Raw genomic sequence first — 17,549 nt, forward strand, 5'->3', positions numbered from 1 at the left:
CAAGTAATTTCTAGCTTCATCAAACACCCAAACTTTCTCCTGCAAGTTGTACATTAGCATTTTCCACTAAAGTGCTTTCGTTATGCAAGGCATGTATCTCGCTACATGCTTTAACTGACAGGTATGTGACTCCGCCAGAAGCTATTGCAACCATCGAGCTTAGTGCAAAAGATTGAGAAACTAAAAATAAAAAGTATAAAGACAAACATAAAGCAGCGATACATGCTATCGCTCCTATTATATATAAGCACAGGTGAAACTTCTGGTTACATATAAAGCTGTCTTTTATGCCTGCGATTTGCTTAATTTCTTTCTGTTGTGCAGCATTTAAGTAATAAAAAGGAGTTTCCCTCTTCTTATTAAAAGCATAGTCTTTACTGCAGAGCGCATCTTTAATATATTTTTTATTACATTTGAGTTCCTCTTTCAATCTGCTTACTTCTTTCCGATCTCCAGCTTCTTCTGCTTTCGTAATTTTGTTATCAGCTTCCGTCTCTAAGTCATTCACAATCTCTTGTACTGCAGGCAGCAAAATTCCACTTCTTGCTGCTTCATGAAATGGATTATCTCCATATTCATTATGCGCAGTTACAGAAGCAATGTTCTTCTTACAAATGTCTACAAATTTACCTTTGTTTTGTATTCTTGCAGCTAAATGCAGGAGATTATCTGCCTGTACTCTTTGTTTTGTTTTATCAAAAGGGCCGGTGTAACGCCAATTGATATTAGCTTCATTATCTGAAAGCAATTTTGCTATATCTACAAGTCCATCCATAACTCACCTCACTATATTCAACCAGTACTAAATTATACAACACAATTTATGAAAAACAAGTAAATTTTATCTCTCAGAACAAATAAATTCTAAATTGTTACAAACATAAATTTTAGCTATCATCATTTATATTACTGTAATAGACAAATATGCCAGACGTAGTCACTAGATTTGCTCCATCACCAACAGGATTTTTGCACATTGGAGGAGCTCGTACTGCTTTATTCAATTGGCTCTATGCAAAGCATCATGGTGGCAGGTTTTTGCTGAGAATTGAAGACACCGACAGAAAACGTTCAACGAAAGAAGCAATTGATGTAATTATAGAAGGGCTAAGATGGCTCGGTGTGAGCTATGATGGGGAAATAGTATATCAGTCAAAAAGAATAGAGCGGCATAAAGAAGTAGCAAACCTTTTAGTTGAGAAGGGTAGGGCGTATCACTGTTATTGCCCTGAGGATGAAGTTGCAGAAAAGAAAATAAAAGCAAGAGAAGAGAGCAAGATATACAAGCATAAATGTACTACAAAACCTCCTTCTTGTCATCCAAGTAGCCGACACTGGAAAAATATGTGGTCACGCGCTGGAATGACATCGGGTGTGAGGTCAGTTGTCCGCTTTAAAGTGCCAGATTCGCAAGAGATCGTTATTGATGATAAAATATACGGCCAAATCAAAGTAAATAGCAACCAGCTTGATGATATAGTGATCTTACGCTCTGACAACACTCCAACATATATTTTTGCTGTCGTAATTGACGATCATGATGCTGGAATAACTGATATAATACGCGGTTCTGACCATCTCACTAATACCTTTAAACATCTGCTAATATACCAGGCTCTTGATTTTGACATTCCACGCTTTGCACATGTGCCGCTTATCCATGGGGAAGATGGGAATAAGCTATCCAAAAGGCATGGTGCCACAAGCGTTTGCGATTATGAAAAGATGGGAATATTGCCAAAAGCGATGCGTAATTACTTGCTGAGACTTGGCTGGAGTCACGGCAACGATGAGATTATTAGCGATGAGCAAGCAATAGAGTGGTTTAATTTAGAAAGTATTGGTCGTTCACCTGCACGGCTCGATTTCAAAAAACTGGAGCATTTGAATAACCACTATATTAGTAATATGAGCAATGAAGATATTCTGACTCTAATGCTTAGAGAAAATACTCTAACTGACAAAAAAAAGGGCTATTTACTGCAGGGACTGACAGAGCTAAAAAAAAGAGCAAACTACCTGACCGAATTATTGGATTTAGCAAAATTTTATATTCAAGATCCGCCACTTGATTTAAGTGAAGAGGCTGAGCAAATTGTCAAATCTAACCTCAATATAATTAAGTTACTCGCGTCATTTCTGTCAAAGATCGGTGATGAAAATTGGAATAAGGGTTTTTTATCTTCTCAGATCAAGGAATGTGCAAAATTGCACGATATGAAAATAAGCGATGTATACCACTCATTACGCGCCCCTATAACTGGAGTAATGGATGCACCTGGAATCATTGATATCATGGTGATTCTTGGTAAAGATGAGTGTATAAGAAGGTTACAAGCAATTTAAATGAAATAAGAAAATTACTTGACATCCTTCGCCAGCCCCTTTATCATGACAGTGAAGCTATTGTATTTGCTTTCGCCAATCTGCAGATTAAAAGGTAAGGATTACTTAATGTATCGGCGTCTTATGTTTAATTTTTTGCAGTATATAGATACTGTATGTCTTTACAAAACTTCATCTACATCTAGATTTTTATCTAAATAAGCTGAACGCGCTTACAAAGCGTTACAAGACATCAAAAAATGCCAATACTCGACAAAGATAGTAAAAGACTAGCTAACTCGGGGATTCTTTGTCTTTTTTTCTGCTTGGTAAATTTCTTAAACATTTGCAGCGTAGGTTAGTTGCAATTAAAAGCAGCTGAATTTCGCTTGTCAAGCGTTTAAAACATAAAAAACGCCAATATTTTAAAGCGGATAATAACCACGGGGCTTCTTTTGCCTTTTTTTTCGTTTGGTAAATTTCTTAATGTTTATAGCTAAAAGAGCCCAAGAGAGGTGTCATTCCAGTGCCCCTGTGATGTCATTCCAGTGCTTGACACTGGAATCCAGTTTTCCATATAATCTCATCGAAAACGTTGTAACCACTTTCTATGCTAGTTTGCTTGTTTACAAGCAAACTTTCCTGGATCCCAGTGTCTGGGCAATGGGATGACACCATTCTTTTTCCTGGATTCCAAACTGGGATGACAGCTAGCCTGATAACCGTCATCCCGCTGCTTGTTAGCGGGATCTATGTTAAGGTATGACGGTTAAGTAAGGGATCTATGTTAAGAGATACCGCGGCGGTATGACGGTTCGTGGCGGTATGACGGTTCGCGGTGGTATAGCTATAGAAAACTTGTATAGATTTTTTCTACTTCTGTGATATCATAAGCCTGTAATGATAAAATAAGTAAATATGGATAAGTCAGCGTATGAGATCATAGAACATGAGTATGACGTGGTAGTAGTAGGTGCAGGTGGAGCAGGGCTCAGAGCAACGCTTGGGATGGCTGCAACTAATTTTTCAGTTGCCTGCATTTCTAAAATTTTCCCTACACGAAGTCATACAGTTGCAGCACAAGGCGGAATTAGTGCAGCTTTAGGTAATATCGGTGAAGACGATTGGCGCTGGCATGCATATGACACAATAAAAGGTTCAGACTGGCTTGGTGATCAAGATGCAATAGAATATATGTGTAAAAACGCTGCTAAAGCTGTTATTGAACTTGAAAATTTTGGCGTACCTTTTTCTCGTACAGAAGATGGCAAAATATACCAGCGTTCCTTTGGTGGAATGACAACTCACTTTGGTAAAGGAAAATCAGCGCAGCGCACTTGTGCGGCAGCAGATAAGACTGGGCACGCAATCCTTCACACTCTATATCAGCAGTGTCTTAAATTCAACGCTGAATTTTTTGTTGAATACTTTGTGATTGATTTAATTATGGATAGCGAAACATGCTGCGGAGTTCTTGCTTGGTCGCTATGCGACGGCACATTACATAGATTTCGTGCGCATAGAGTGGTGTTAGCAACAGGTGGATATGGACGTGTTTATTTCTCTGCAACAAGTGCGCATACCTGCACAGGTGATGGTAATGGCATGGTAGTAAGGGCTGGATTACCACTTGAAGATATGGAATTTGTACAATTTCATCCAACAGGAATATATGGCTCAGGGTGCCTGATGACAGAAGGATGCCGTGGTGAAGGGGGGTACCTCGTTAATTCTCAGGGCGAAAAGTTTATGGAACGTTACGCACCAAAAGCAAAAGATTTAGCTTCTCGTGATGTGGTAAGTCGCGCAATAACAATTGAAATTAGAGAGGGAAGGGGAGTTGGACCGAAAAAAGATTACATGTATTTAACTATAGCACATCTTGATCCGGAAGTAATAAAACTCAGATTGCCGGGCATTAGCGAAACCGCAAGAACTTTTGCTGGAGTTGATGTCACTAAAGATCCAATACCGGTCATTCCGACTGTTCACTATAACATGGGTGGCATTCCAACTAATTATTATGGAGAAGTGATCACGCTGAAGCAAGGTAAGGAAGAAGTGGTAGATGGACTATTTGCAATTGGAGAAGCTGCGTGTGTCTCTGTGCACGGTGCAAATCGACTTGGTTCTAACTCGCTTCTTGATCTTGTGGTTTTTGGCAGAGCTGCAGCGCTCAGAGCAAGAGAGAAACTAAAATCCGGTACACCACATAAAAAATTGCATTCAGACTGCACAGACTGGATAGTAGATAGATTTAATAAAATGCGATTTGCCTCCGGTGGGCTAAAAGTAGCAAAAATACGCAGCGAAATGCAGAACACTATGCAAAAGTATGCATCAGTGTTCCGTGTTGCTGAAGTTTTAGAAGAAGGCAAAAAAGCTATAAAAAAGGTAGCAAAAATGATGCCTGATATTTCACTTGAGGATCGCAGTATGATGTGGAATAGTGATTTAGTTGAAGCACTGGAGCTTGCTAACATGATCCCACAAGCGGTTATTACCATGGAATGCGCAGCTAATCGCGAGGAAAGCAGAGGTGCCCATGCTCGTGAAGACTTTCCTGAACGTGATGACAAAAACTGGATGAAGCACACTATAGCGTGGCTTGAAGAAAAGAAAGGGCAAATTAACGTAAAAATTGATTATAAAAAAGTGGCTGAAAAAACTCTGAGCGGTGAGATTGATTTCATAGCGCCAGAGAAGAGGGTTTACTAGTTACACTATCCCTACACAATTTTTCAACGAGTTTATTGATATGGCACTCATTTTAGTGTCTGGAGGACTCTCAGTATGCTCTGATTGATTTGATGATTTTTGCACCTCTTGCTCTTCTAAATCGTTGGACTTATTTTCTATATCTTTAACAGAGTTATTGCATTGTGTATCATTTTTTGGTGCGTTATCTTGAAGTGTAAGTTGCTTTTCTTCAGTAAACTTTCCTTTAATTTTTCCAAATCCTTCATAAATATTTTCTAAATTCAAGTAAATAAGATAACAAACTCCAATAACTGCTATAATAGATGAGGCAGTTGCAATTGTAATAATTCCTTGAGAAGCACTGAATATTGCTGCACAGGCTAAAGCAGCAAATACAAGCGTTGTCACTGCTTTACAAGCAACATTATTGATGTACTTCACAATATCGCGTGCTTTTAACTTCCTGCCAAAGTTGCACTTCAGTTCAGTTCTCATATCATCTGGAATAAGCGCTCTACCCATTGATTTCTCTATTCCTTTTATAGTTTTATAATACTCTTTGCTCCATAATCTTTCGGGTAGTATTAACTGCTTTGGGTCAACACCATTTTGCAATAATTTTACACAGAACTTGATCGTGTTATCACGGCTCTTAGGATTGACCAAATTATGTTTATCTTTTGTCGTCTTAGTAATTAGCGCTACTTGTAGTGGTGTGCGTTCTTTTTCGTTAGCGGCGTTTGCAGCTTTACTAAATTTCTCTTTTTCCACCGAATTTAAAATCAACTCTAAACATGTAACTTTTTGTTCTCCTTTGAATGAAGCAATATAGTGCAGAGCATTTTTTCCATCTTTATCTTGCACAGTAATATCTGCACCATTTTGTAGAAATAACTCTAAGGTTTTATACCTGCCAGTATCCTTAAATTCTTTTTTTACTACATTTTTTACTACATTTTTTATTTTATTTTTCAATGAAGGCTCTTTACTCTTTTCTTGTATGCGCTGGAGTATCTGATGGAGCGGTGTTTGCCCTTCCTTGTTAGTAGTATTTACAGCATCATCTTTATTTGAAATCAACTCTAAACATGTAACTTTTTGTTCTCCTTTGAATGAAGCAATATAGTGCAGAGCATTTTTTCCATCTTTATCTTGCACAGTAATATCTGCACCATTTTGTAGAAATAACTCTAAGGTTTTATACCTGCCAGTATCCTTAAATTCTTTTTTTACTACATTTTTTACTACATTTTTTATTTTATTTTTCAATGAAGGCTCTTTACTCTTTTCTTGTATGCGCTGGAGTATCTGATGGAGCGGTGTTTGCCCTTCTTTTTTATCATTTACAGCTTTTATAAATTGTTCTTTTTGGCCTGTTTCTAGCAATATATTGAGAAGTTTAAGTTTTTGTTTTGTTTCAGGTTTAACAATCAAGTGTAAAGCATTGTTACCATCTGTGTCTTTAAGGCTAATATCCGCACCTTTTTCCAATAGTTCTTTAAAAAGTTTTTTATCACTATTTTTAATTACTGGATGTAATAGATAATTATCATTACTATCTGGAGTATTTATGGTATGTGGTATAATTTCTTTAATTTTTGCTTCTGTATTGATTCTTATTTCTGGCTTTAATTTAGATTTCTTTCCTTGCTCTGCTAATTTTTCTAAGAAATTACGGTAGTATGTCTTTTGCTCCTCTTTTAAGTTTTGTAATTCTTCTGTAGATAATTCTAAATTATCAGAGCTGGCTCCATGCTCTAACAATTTTGTAAGAAACTTAAGTGTGTTATCGTTACTTCGAATTGTATTAGACTCATGTTTTTCTTTTGTTACCTTGTTAATTAGTGCTACCTGAAAAGGGGTCTGATTTTCACTATTAATGAGTTGTGCTAGATCTTCCTTGGTGACCGTTTTTATTAGGGTACCCAGAAACTTGCATTTCTGTTTCTTTTCCAACGACGCAATGAGGTGTAAAATATTTTTCCCTTCTTCAGCTTTTATGCTGCTAATATCCGTACAATCTTTTAGATATTTTTTTAATTTCCTGTTATTTCCATTTTTGATCGCTTTTAGTAATTGAACATTATTATGCGTTGTTCCGTTGCTTTTCTCTACTTCTTGATCTTCATTTGCTGTATTAGGGTTACTGATTGAATGTTTCTCATAATCATCACCAGCATCGCTACTGTAGTCACTTTCAATTCCACTGTCCCTACGATCATTTTGGTTACAATATTTGCTATTATAAGTAATTTCTGAAATTGCTTGCTTTACTCGCTCTTTTGTTTCATTTGATATTTTTTTCGATCGTTCTATTGCTTTATCTAGCACTGGAAGGAAGCATTGGACATAATACCTATAATATTTTTCTTGTTCTCTAAGTGATTCTTCTAATTTAGTTAATACTTCAGGACTAGCATCTTTCTCAAATAACCTTTTACACTTCTTGAGGGTTCCATCTTGACCTCTTGGTTTTTCACGCTTGTGTTCTTCTTTTTTTACCTTTCTCTTTATAATGCCATACAATTGCTCGTCTTTTCTATCCTGCTCTTGCTTTTTATTTTTATCTATGCATTCACCTAATTTATCTGCATTAGTAGTTAGTGCAGTTATATCTATACCCATACTAAAACCTCAATATTAAAAGCTATTTAAGTTGTCAGCACTAAACTAACAACCAAGAAGTTTGACTTTTAAATTGAGCTAAACGTTGTATATGTATAGGTGGAAAGGCAGAAAACTAGTTTCTATTAGAAAATCTGTTATCATAGTCAAATCCTCACTTGAACAGTTGCTACTATTTTAACCATTTAATCTTAAAAAATAATAAATATAGCTAAACTGCGAAACGTGCTACTGGCTAAAATAGGATAAGAAACTATAGCTGCAAATATCCAAATTGATGTTTTTATCAGTCTTCCAGACTTGGTTTTTCTTTTAGTTTTTTAAGTCTTTCTTTATTTAGTATGGAGCTTATCTCTTCTACACTTTTATCAATATCATCATTGATTATTACATAATCATATTTATCACGTTTGCTTATCTCTTTTTGAGCTTCGGCTAATCTGCGCTCTATTTCGCTTGCATCATCACTATTACGCTTTTGCAAACGCAACCTAAGCTCTTCCATTGAAGGGGGAAGTATAAAAACACTTACAACTTTTTTTCTCATGAGCTTGAATAAGCGAAATGCTCCTTGCCAGTCTATGCTGAGTAAAACGCTTATTCCATTGCTTAAGTTTTGCTCTATAAAATTTCTTGGTATACCATAAAAATTCTCAAAAACTTTGGCGTATTCAAGCATTTGGCCAGCTTTGCATAACTCGTGAAATTTTTCTTCGGTAACGAAAAAATAGTCTTTTCCATTTATTTCGCCGGGGCGAGGCTTGCGTGTAGTCATAGAAACAGACCTAACTAAATTAGTTGATTGCTCAAGTAATTTTGCTGATATAGTAGTTTTTCCAGCTCCAGAAGGGGAGGATAGAACCAATAATACGCCCTCACTTTTTACGGTCATTTTTCTTTGCATTTTTTAACATGGTGCTTTTTGGATCAGAGTTTAAAAAGCTAGAACCTTCTAAATTAGAATTTGATAAGTTGGTGCCAATGAGAGAAGAGTTATCAAAGACAGTATAGCGCAAATCGGTCTTTTCAAAATTTGCCTTATTCAAATTAACGTTTACAAACTTTGCTCTACTCAATGTTGAATTAGAAAAATCGGCATTTTCTAAATTCATATCCTTAAATTCAAAGTAAGAATAATTTACATTAAATTTTTCACCCTGTGATATTTTCTCTTGCAAATCTTCAATTGAAGTTATAGCATTTTCTAAGCCTGCAAGTTTTTTCTGCCCTTGATTGTCAATCAAAATTGAATTATCAAACTTGCAACCTGTTAAATGAGAATTAGCAACTGAACTTTTATATATGCTTGAAGAGAGAAAAGACATATCACTAATTGTTGAATTACTCAAATTGCTAAGAAAAAAACTAGTTTTCCTAAAGGCATTAGCGTGAAGCAAAGAAGATCTGAAATCGCTTTCAATAAAATTTGAATTAGTTACTTTTAAATTAGACCAGCTCGAATTATCAGCTAATAAATTAAAGAATGTTGAATTTTCTATTTCACTGGAATCAATATTATGGCGAGAAAGCGTACTGTTATAAACTTGAGAGTCTTGGATTTTTATCTTATACATTGAAGTTGTAGAAAGGTCTGAATCTTCTATCTTTGCAGAGGTAAATAGTGAATGGTCAAAAAATGAGCCATTCATGTTAGAATTCGCAACTTTAGTATTATGAAACTTTCCATGACGAATGTCAGCATTAGAGACATTAACTTGATGCAGTTCACTAAAACTAAAATCAATATTGGATAAATCAGCATCCTGAAGATTTGTTTCAGAAACATATGCATGTTTTATCTTGGAACCATTTAGTATAGATTGAACAAAACTTGAATTATCGTCATTCACATAGGAAATTTGTGTGTTGCTTAAATTAGTTTCGTCGAAGTTACTGTTAATTATGATAGAAGAATTAAGGCAAGCATCGGAAAGATTGCTACCTGTAAAGTCTGATTCTTTTAACTCTGCACCATATATGTTAGCATTTTTTAATGAAGAAAATTGTATCTTTAATTTATATGCATCCACTCCAAAGAAACTTGCATTATCAAGGTTGTTTTTCTGCATAACGGTATCGTTTATTTCACTATCACTAAAATTTACGTGGCTAACATTCGAGTTTGATAAGTTGGAGAAATTCATTTTCACATTCGAGAAATTAGTATGCAAACCAATTACGTTGTGCATACTTACTTTTTTGAGATCGGAACTGATAAAATCAGCATAACTAACATTAGACTGATCAAATACGATATCTGTTAAGTTTGCAGAAACAAATTTTGTAAAACTCAAATTTGTACCTTTTATTTTAATGCCATGTAAATTAGCATTGGAAAAATTAGCACCACGTAAATCAACATCAATGAAAGACACATCGGATAAATCGGTGTTAGAAAAATCGGCACCAATCAGACTTACTCCATCAAAAACAGATTTACTTAGGTACAGTTGGTTAAAATTAGCTCCATTTAAGTTAGAACCAAAACCTTTCTTAAAATCTTCTGGCACGCCCTCTTTGTGGCACTGCACCAAAAATTCAGCAAAGTCTTTTTTACTGTAAGATACGTATTTTACATCATGCAGAGCGTTTAAAAAATCACTAATCTGATTTTTTTCATCATTTGTTTCGTTTCCATAACATAAATGACCAACTAAAATTAATATCAAAAATCTAATCATCTTGCTTATCACACTGCGACTCATTGTTTTCTTTCGTTTTCACAGCCCAATCGTACATTGCTGAGCTTTCTTTATTGTCTATTTTTCTATCCTCCAAAAGATGTGGCATCATTTCGGCAATCGCATTTATTATATTGATCTGCTTTTTTTCGATTGCTATATCAATTGGGGATTGAAAATTATTGTTAACTACTCTAAGATCAGCACCTTGTAATAAGAGAAAGCGCACTATGTCTACCTCACCTTGTTTAACTGAATAAATGAGAGGAGTATCACCCAATTTATTTCTAAACCTTAGTATCTCTTGAATTGTTAATCCAATTTTTTCTAGCTTACTTATTACTCCTCTTAAGCAAGTTAAGTTGTTCTTCTTAATGCAGTAAAAAAATTGCTTACTGTAATCATCAATAAACACAGTTGTAGGAAGATGCTCATTAAGGCTATCATATTGTCGTTTATATATTGACTTGCTTTGTATGTCTTTATGACCCCATTCTTTTATTGGTTCTCTGTTTAGCTTTGTCCATTTTTGTAAATTTTTCTTTTCACTTTCATCTTTTTTAGTTATAGGTTTTACTCTATTGCGGTCCTTGGAATTACTGTTTGTTTCTTTCACTTTTTTTTCTTCAGACTGATTCTCTACTTTTTCTTTTTTTCCCTCTAATAATTGACTCGCATCACTTTTTGAAAGTTCATTATCTTTTATATCAATCTTCTGATCAGCTTGTAGATTTTTTTGCGGGTCAGTTGTATTCTCATTTAAATCAGCACTTAAAGGCAAAGGCTCTGGTTTCAAATCTTTATTCACTTCTTTATTGGCCATATTTGGTAAATTTTGAGCAAATTTGTCTGTGCTTCCTTCTAGCTGGTCATTTGGCAAATCTTTATCAATCTTTTCACCCTCACTTATAGTTTTTTCAACCACGGAAGCTTTGTTCTCGTTGTGTTGCAGCTTCTCTTTATCGGTAGTGCCGTCTAATCTTTTGCTCTCAGCCTCTTGTGTTTGTTTAGCATCGACGTTGCTTTTCAACTCATCTTTTTGATTTGTACTGCTCAGTAAATCTTGCTTTCTTGCACCTACATTTTCGTTTTTATGAACTGACCCAATTTTCTTTTCTTCACGCTGCTCTATGGCAAACAGGCTCAGTGATCCAAATACAACAACTAATAGTATGAAATATAAAATATTTTTCATAAATGTTCAAAACATAAGCTTAATTAAAATGATACTATAATCAAATGATTAATCTACAGTAAAAAATGCCTTAGGATTTAATTTATAAAAAAATAATAGATTTTTTGTATCTGTTCAGGGGCATCGCAAATATTGAAGCAAAGTGGTCAGTGCTTACTGTACGAACATTGTGATTTGAGAGCAATCTCCGCTAGGGAGGATGTCATCCCAGTGCTCCTTTCTCGTCATCCCAGTGCCCAGACACTGAGATCCAGAAAAAAGAATGGTGTCATGCAAGTAGCCTCCTTCTCCTGTCATCCCAGTGCCCAGACTACTTGGATCCAGAAAAGTTTGCTTGTAAGCAAGCAAACTAGCATAGAAAGTGGTTACAACATTTTCGATGAGATTATATGGAAAACTGGATCCCAGTGTCTGGGCACTGGGATGACAAAGGAGGACGTTATTCCAGTGCCAAGCACTGACCATTTGCTGTGCAATTTACCTTCAAAAATGAATGTTCGTACAGCTATGGAATGAATCGCGGTATGACATAGGACTGCTGTCATTCCAGTCTGGAATTTAGTCTTTACTGGGGAGAAGAAACTATCCTTCTACAGTGTATCCGTTTAGGGGAGGTATCTGTTCAGATGCATGGCTAATGTACAAATATTGAAACAAAAATTCCAGTGCTCCCTTTCTTGTCATCCCAGTGCCCAGACACTGGGATCCAGAAAACTTAACTTTAAATAAGTGGCTGCATAATAAACTACACATTAAACCTAAAGTGCATTATATCACCATCTTGCACGATGTAATCTCTGCCTTCAAAGCGAATTTTTCCTGCGTCTTTGCAAGCTGATTCACTTCCATACTTTATGTAGTCTGCAAAGCTTATTGTCTCTGCTTTTATAAAGCCTTTCTCAAAATCAGTGTGGATTACACCTGCTGCTTTATCGGCTGTTGACCCTATTTTTACTGGCCATGCCCGTGCTTCTTTGGGGCCCACAGTAAAGAAAGTTATCATACTCAGCACTTCATACATAATACGCGCTACTCCATCAAGGCCTGATTCTTGTAAGCCAAATTCTGATAAAAAACTCTGTTTTTCCTCTTCACTATCAAGATTTGCAATATCTGCTTCGAGTTTTGCTGAAATGCAATAAAATTTGCTTTTATTTTCCTCTGCCATTCTCTCTACCTTTTTAGATAATTCATTGCCAGTTATAACATTTGTATCTTCAACATTGCAAACGTACATAACGGGCTTTGTTGTCAGCAATTGAAGCAACTTCATCTCATCTTCATTGATATTCTCCAAACTTCTTGCAGGTTTACCTAATTTTAAAGTAGCTAATACCTCTTGCATTAATTCAAGTTGTCTCTTTAGCTCTTTATCACCTTGCTTTGCTTTCTTTTCCAATTGAGGAAGCCTTTTTTCTATGCTATCAATATCAGCTAGGATTAATTCCATTTCTACCACTTCAGCATCTGATATTGGATCTATTTTACTGTGTACATGGCTGATATCGTCATCCGTAAAGCACCTGAGCAGATGAACGATAGCATCAACTTCTCTGATATGGCTTAAAAATTTATTGCCGAGCCCTTCACCTTTGCTCGCACCCTTTACCAGACCTGCAATATCTACAACTTCTAATTGATTATAAATTATCTTCTCTGAGCCTGCAATTGCTGCGATTTGTTTCAAACGCTGATCTTTTATCGAAATCTTGCCTATATTTGGCTCAATTGTGCAGAAAGGATAATTTGCAGCTTCGGCTGCACTTGACTCTGTAAGCGCATTAAATAAGGTTGATTTTCCTATGTTTGGTAACCCAACTATACCGCAGTTAAAGCTCATATTTGCTATTTAAAGTTATAACTATTGCATAATTTAAAAATTTCTGCTATACTTAATTAGTTTCTTATTAATAATTTTGTTGGTATAGTAACATATAGCTTAAATTAAGGTAAAAACTATGGCTGAACCTGGGAAACGGAAGCTACCAAGTGATTTTCATGATGTTGAGGTTGGAATAAAAAGGCCCAAGATCTCAGGGCAAATGAATGTACCTAGGAAACGGAAACTATCAAATGATTTTTACGATACTGGAAGTCCGAAAAGGTTCAAGAGCTCTGGACAAGAAATAACTCTTTTAAATAGTAATCCTTACCCTGACAATTTCCATGTAGGACAAGCAATTGGTAATGGAAGCTGCTTTTTTGACTCATTCAGACAAGGTCTAGAACAGCAGAAGGGGATAGAAGTTACTGTTGAGCAGTTACGAGAAGACTGTAAAGAATTTGCACAAAAGAATCCACCAAAGTGGTTTACAAATGCAATTGTCAATAGTCATGATAACAATGGCCAGCACCGTAGTGAAACTGTAGATGATTATACAGCAAACATTATGCGTAACGATAGGTGGGGTGATCCTGACGTTGAAGGCAGAATACTTTGTCAGAAGTATGATGTAAAATTGCATGTTATAGAGAACCAGACTGTTGATAACCAAGATTTGTTTTTGCATGAATTAATAGACAATTCAGGTTCAAAAAGTGCAGGTGAATACAATAAAGTTAATTATGACGACAGTAGTGTTTTGCATGTAATAAACAAAGGACATGCTCATTTTGAACCATTGCTTGATAGAAATAAAAGTTTAGCAAAACAAGAACAAGAAGATTTCCTATTAGCAAAAAAGCTTCAGTTAGATGAGATCTTAGAGTATTGTAACCTTTCAAAGGATATCTCTGAGAGAGCAGAGGTTGAGAAGAGATTTGATGAGTTATTGGCAGAAAATGCTGATGGAAAAATTGGTGATGTTGTAGGGCAGTGCGTTAGTGATATAAAGCAGCGCATAGAGCGCTCTGAAAAGCAAAACCCTTCAAGCTTACCAAGATGTAGTATGGAGGAATCAAGAACAGAAAAAATATTTCATCAACAACAAATATCACAATTGGAAGTGTAAAATAAATCTTCATAGCCCTGTATATTTTTATATAGGGGTTTGTGCAAGCATTTCATATAATATGAACTTGCAGTATGTACTAACCTAAATGCAAGTTGACCAGGAGACTAGTTTAATTATTGATGCCATAGAGGAATTTGGTGGTGAGGCTAGGCTTGTCGGCGGATGTGTGAGAGACTCAATTTTGCAACGTGATGTCCACGACATCGATTTAGCTACTAATTTGCTTCCTGATCAGGTGATGAAAGCGCTAAAACTCCGTAATATAAAAACTATTCCAACTGGCTTAAACCATGGAACTATTACTGCAATCTTAAATCAGAGGTCTTTTGAAATTACGACACTAAGGCATGATGTGAAATGTGATGGTAGGCATGCAAAAGTAGAATTTACCAATAATTGGCAAGCTGATGCTTCAAGGCGTGACTTTACATTTAACGCTCTATATGCAGATAAGCATGGCCATATATATGACTACTTTGGTGGCATTGAGGATTTAAAGGCGCGAAGGTTAAACTTTATAGGCAACGCTGAAGATAGAATTAAAGAAGACTATCTACGTATTTTAAGAGCATTTCGTTTTCATGCAAAAATATGTGCCGGAGATTTGAGTGATGAAATACTAAGCGTATGCAAAAAGCATTCGCATATGATCCAAAACCTCTCTGGAGAGAGAATAAGAGATGAAATACTTAAATTGCTGGAGTGCAATGATCCTTTTCCAACACTTAAGAGCATGCAAGAATCTGATGTTTTGCAAAAGATTATCCCAAAAGAAGTAAAATGCGAAATTCTGTCTTCGTCACTTCTTTTCGGCACTGATGTGCTAGTAAAATTAGCGTTACTCCTTAGGACTACTAAAAAAAATGACAGGCTAAGTCTTGGAGAATACATAATCATGTTTCTACGTCTTTCGAACAAGCAAAAGAAAAAGCTGCTATTTTTACTATCCAACGATATCAAAACAGAACTTTCAGAAAAAGAGCAAAAAAAATACATATCTTTATTTGGTAGAGAATTATATTGTGATTTAGTAAGAATTTGTGGTGTTGAGTCTGGAGAAAATGTTGATGAATATATTTCATTTGCTAATACATTCAATATTCCAAAATTTCCTTTATCTGGTGATGACTTGATAGGTATAGGTCACCAGCCAGGAAAAAGTTTAGGTAGAAACTTGGAATTGCTAAAACAACATTGGGAAGATAGCTCCTACACTTTAACAAAAGAGGAGCTGGTGCTTTATGCTAAGAGCCTATTCTAACTGCTTTCTGACTGTTCAATGAATGTATGCTTGCAATATTAGGGGAACTCATAGAGGAATTAGGTATATGTTCTTTTTTAGCTTTTTCTGTTAATTGATATTCGTTTACTCCTCCTTGAGTTTGATTACACATTCCCTGATCTGGAGATAAAAATTTATCTCTTATGCTTAATGCCAGTTGTAACTCTTGAATCTTATTTGAAAAACATTTCATTTTAGCCTCTGTTAATTTTCCTGTAACAATTTCTTTAAGCAATTCTCCTGAGTCGTTATTATTATTATTCTTGCTATTAAAGCTGTGCAAGATAGAGTCTACAATCTTATTTACCCCTTCTTGTTTGTTAAATTCTAATTTTTTTACGCATTTTCTAACAGAAGGTGACAACTTGGCTTTTAACGTGTCATCTCGTAGTTCTTTACCCATATTTTTTCCAATGTTACAATGTTCGTTGACAACTTCTTTAACCTTAGCTTCTATGATCTCCCTTGCGGATTGTTTCAAATTACTTTCTAATAATTCAAGCAGCTTACTGCTTTCAAATTTGCCATCATCTTGATTTGATAGAGACTTTATAGTTTCATTAAGCACGTTATGGCAAAAGTGTTTCTCTTTAAATTCAGGAAAACCTTTTTTTAACTCCTCGTTTTTCCCAGATAAAAAGTTATTGAGACCCTTGTCCCTAGAAAGCTTATTGGGCAAGTTTCGTAATTTTGAAAGAGTTGATTTTGCAGTAGATACTGTACTCACTGCACCTGCCTTTTTAGCCAATTGACCTTCTTTTGCTTCCTGTAGTTTCTTAGTGTCAGCTTTCAATTGACCTTCTAAATCAATCTCCAATTGTTGTTTAGATTCTTGAACACTTTGTAATTGCTTCCCCAAGTTCTCCATTTCACCCAATTGAGCAGTCAATGTATTCACACTTAATCGTAGAGCTTTGTTTTCATGACCTAAGTCACTGACTTTATTTTCTAATTCAGTATTTTTGTCTTTAGCCTGACACAATTTATCAGTCTGTGATTTAAGTAAAGCCACTAATTTGCTAGCTTGCCATTGTTGATTCAATTCAATTAATTTATCCTCCTTGTCCTTTAACCTACTCTTAAGTTCTATTATTTGTGCTTGCAGACTTTCATTATCTTTCCTAGTAGCTTCAATTTCTTCTCCTTGCTCTCTTATTATCATGTATTGATCAAATATAGTTTTCTGTTGTTCATCAACTTTATCCTGCATTGCTTTTTTATCTTGTTTGTATTTGGTTAGTTCCTCTTCTCGTTCGCCTGCATCTTCTGTAAGTCCCTTATAACTCTTTTCAAGTCCTTCAATTGCAGATCGTAATTCTCTATTTTCTTCTTTTAAGGAAGCATTTTGTAAACGTTCAAGTTCTAATTCCTGATTTATGCCCTCCAGCTGTTCTTCTAATGCTTCATCATCTTCCTCTGTTATCAATGCTACTCCATCAGTCTGAACCCCTCCATCTTTGTTTATCACTACACTTTGGCTCTCTTTCTCTACAACTTCAGGTTTTAAGTCAACTTGAACACTTCCATCTATTGTCTTAAAAGCATCAGTTTGAACTTCATTGTTTGCAGTAGTTTTATCGTAGTACAAAATATTTTCTGCCCATCTATTCCATCTCTTGGGCAATATTCGTCCAATCGTTTTTAGATATAACCAAGCAAATACAGTAGACCAGCTGTATTTTTTTTCCTTTCGCTTAATATTAATTTCATAATTAACCTTATTATTAATATTTAGCATAAAATTACCTTATTTTTTAACTTTAATTTACAGAAAATTTTAATAGTAA

12 protein-coding genes are annotated in these 17,549 nt (G+C 35.4%); 5 read left to right on the forward strand and 7 right to left on the reverse strand.

Annotated elements, in window-relative coordinates; genetic code table 11:
* Positions 1-19 precede the first annotated feature (19 nt).
* Positions 20-775 carry an ankyrin repeat domain-containing protein gene (locus tag ABWU32_RS04140; protein WP_265027757.1) on the reverse strand — a complete coding sequence of 252 codons (756 nt, stop codon included), beginning with the start codon at positions 773-775 and terminating at the stop codon, positions 20-22.
* 149 nt (positions 776-924) lie between these two features.
* Between ABWU32_RS04140 and gltX the strand changes: the two genes are divergently transcribed.
* Positions 925-2,346 (forward strand): glutamate--tRNA ligase, encoded by a 1,422-nt coding sequence (gltX, locus tag ABWU32_RS04145; protein WP_141457167.1) that lies wholly within the window; start codon positions 925-927, stop codon positions 2,344-2,346.
* Positions 2,347-3,243: 897 nt separating this feature from the next.
* The gene (gene sdhA / locus ABWU32_RS04150; protein WP_015588990.1) at positions 3,244-5,043 is read left to right on the forward strand and encodes a succinate dehydrogenase flavoprotein subunit; all 1,800 of its coding nucleotides are present in this window, start codon (positions 3,244-3,246) and stop codon (positions 5,041-5,043) included.
* Here sdhA and ABWU32_RS04155 read toward each other — a convergent pair whose 3' ends face one another.
* The 4 genes from ABWU32_RS04155 to ABWU32_RS04170 form a co-directional block, all read right to left on the reverse strand.
* Positions 5,044-7,650, reverse strand: coding sequence for an ankyrin repeat domain-containing protein (locus ABWU32_RS04155; RefSeq protein WP_353278381.1), 2,607 nt, complete (start codon positions 7,648-7,650; stop codon positions 5,044-5,046).
* Between the two features lie 286 nt (positions 7,651-7,936).
* A complete protein-coding gene (gene gmk / locus ABWU32_RS04160; protein ID WP_353278953.1) occupies positions 7,937-8,542 on the reverse strand; it encodes a guanylate kinase in 606 nt (201 codons plus the stop codon).
* Positions 8,526-10,331 carry a pentapeptide repeat-containing protein gene (locus ABWU32_RS04165; RefSeq protein WP_015588987.1) on the reverse strand — a complete coding sequence of 602 codons (1,806 nt, stop codon included), beginning with the start codon at positions 10,329-10,331 and terminating at the stop codon, positions 8,526-8,528. Before ABWU32_RS04165 ends, gmk begins: the two co-directional genes overlap by 17 nt.
* Complete coding sequence (locus tag ABWU32_RS04170) at positions 10,324-11,526, reverse strand: ankyrin repeat domain-containing protein (protein ID WP_015588986.1); 1,203 nt, start codon at positions 11,524-11,526, stop codon at positions 10,324-10,326. Before ABWU32_RS04170 ends, ABWU32_RS04165 begins: the two co-directional genes overlap by 8 nt.
* 270 nt (positions 11,527-11,796) lie before the next feature.
* On the opposite strand from ABWU32_RS04170, the gene ABWU32_RS04175 reads away from it, so the two are divergent.
* On the forward strand, positions 11,797-12,042 hold the full coding sequence (locus ABWU32_RS04175) for a hypothetical protein (RefSeq protein WP_141457173.1): 246 nt from the start codon (positions 11,797-11,799) through the stop codon (positions 12,040-12,042).
* Between the two features lie 229 nt (positions 12,043-12,271).
* On the opposite strand, the gene ychF is transcribed toward ABWU32_RS04175, so the two are convergent.
* Positions 12,272-13,366, reverse strand: coding sequence for a redox-regulated ATPase YchF (gene ychF / locus ABWU32_RS04185; RefSeq protein WP_015588985.1), 1,095 nt, complete (start codon positions 13,364-13,366; stop codon positions 12,272-12,274).
* A gap of 118 nt (positions 13,367-13,484) precedes the next feature.
* Between ychF and ABWU32_RS04190 the strand changes: the two genes are divergently transcribed.
* A complete protein-coding gene (locus ABWU32_RS04190) occupies positions 13,485-14,477 on the forward strand; it encodes a hypothetical protein (protein WP_353278384.1) in 993 nt (330 codons plus the stop codon).
* 88 nt (positions 14,478-14,565) lie between these two features.
* Entirely contained in the window at positions 14,566-15,741 is a 1,176-nt protein-coding gene (locus tag ABWU32_RS04195; protein WP_015588983.1) for a CCA tRNA nucleotidyltransferase, read from the forward strand.
* Here ABWU32_RS04195 and ABWU32_RS04200 read toward each other — a convergent pair.
* Positions 15,725-17,500, reverse strand: a complete 1,776-nt coding sequence (locus ABWU32_RS04200; RefSeq protein WP_174516763.1) for a hypothetical protein — start codon at positions 17,498-17,500, stop codon at positions 15,725-15,727. The genes ABWU32_RS04195 and ABWU32_RS04200 overlap by 17 nt on opposite strands.
* Positions 17,501-17,549 lie beyond the last annotated feature (49 nt).

This window comes from Wolbachia endosymbiont (group A) of Udea olivalis, from assembly GCF_964028365.1.
In the GTDB taxonomy this organism is placed as follows: domain Bacteria; phylum Pseudomonadota; class Alphaproteobacteria; order Rickettsiales; family Anaplasmataceae; genus Wolbachia; species Wolbachia pipientis.

What these genes read in the sequence shown, in the direction of transcription:
- gltX (WP_141457167.1), top strand. Translation starts at nt 925, where the DNA reads ATGCCAGACGTAGTCACTAGATTTGCTCCATCACCAACAGGATTTTTG.
- ABWU32_RS04155 (WP_353278381.1), bottom strand. Translation starts at nt 7,650, where the DNA reads ATGGGTATAGATATAACTGCACTAACTACTAATGCAGATAAATTAGGT.
- sdhA (WP_015588990.1), top strand. Translation starts at nt 3,244, where the DNA reads ATGGATAAGTCAGCGTATGAGATCATAGAACATGAGTATGACGTGGTA.
- ABWU32_RS04190 (WP_353278384.1), top strand. Translation starts at nt 13,485, where the DNA reads ATGGCTGAACCTGGGAAACGGAAGCTACCAAGTGATTTTCATGATGTT.
- ABWU32_RS04195 (WP_015588983.1), top strand. Translation starts at nt 14,566, where the DNA reads ATGCAAGTTGACCAGGAGACTAGTTTAATTATTGATGCCATAGAGGAA.
- ABWU32_RS04200 (WP_174516763.1), bottom strand. Translation starts at nt 17,500, where the DNA reads ATGCTAAATATTAATAATAAGGTTAATTATGAAATTAATATTAAGCGA.
- ychF (WP_015588985.1), bottom strand. Translation starts at nt 13,366, where the DNA reads ATGAGCTTTAACTGCGGTATAGTTGGGTTACCAAACATAGGAAAATCA.
- ABWU32_RS04170 (WP_015588986.1), bottom strand. Translation starts at nt 11,526, where the DNA reads ATGAAAAATATTTTATATTTCATACTATTAGTTGTTGTATTTGGATCA.
- gmk (WP_353278953.1), bottom strand. Translation starts at nt 8,542, where the DNA reads ATGACCGTAAAAAGTGAGGGCGTATTATTGGTTCTATCCTCCCCTTCT.
- ABWU32_RS04175 (WP_141457173.1), top strand. Translation starts at nt 11,797, where the DNA reads ATGCAAGTAGCCTCCTTCTCCTGTCATCCCAGTGCCCAGACTACTTGG.
- ABWU32_RS04140 (WP_265027757.1), bottom strand. Translation starts at nt 775, where the DNA reads ATGGATGGACTTGTAGATATAGCAAAATTGCTTTCAGATAATGAAGCT.
- ABWU32_RS04165 (WP_015588987.1), bottom strand. Translation starts at nt 10,331, where the DNA reads ATGATTAGATTTTTGATATTAATTTTAGTTGGTCATTTATGTTATGGA.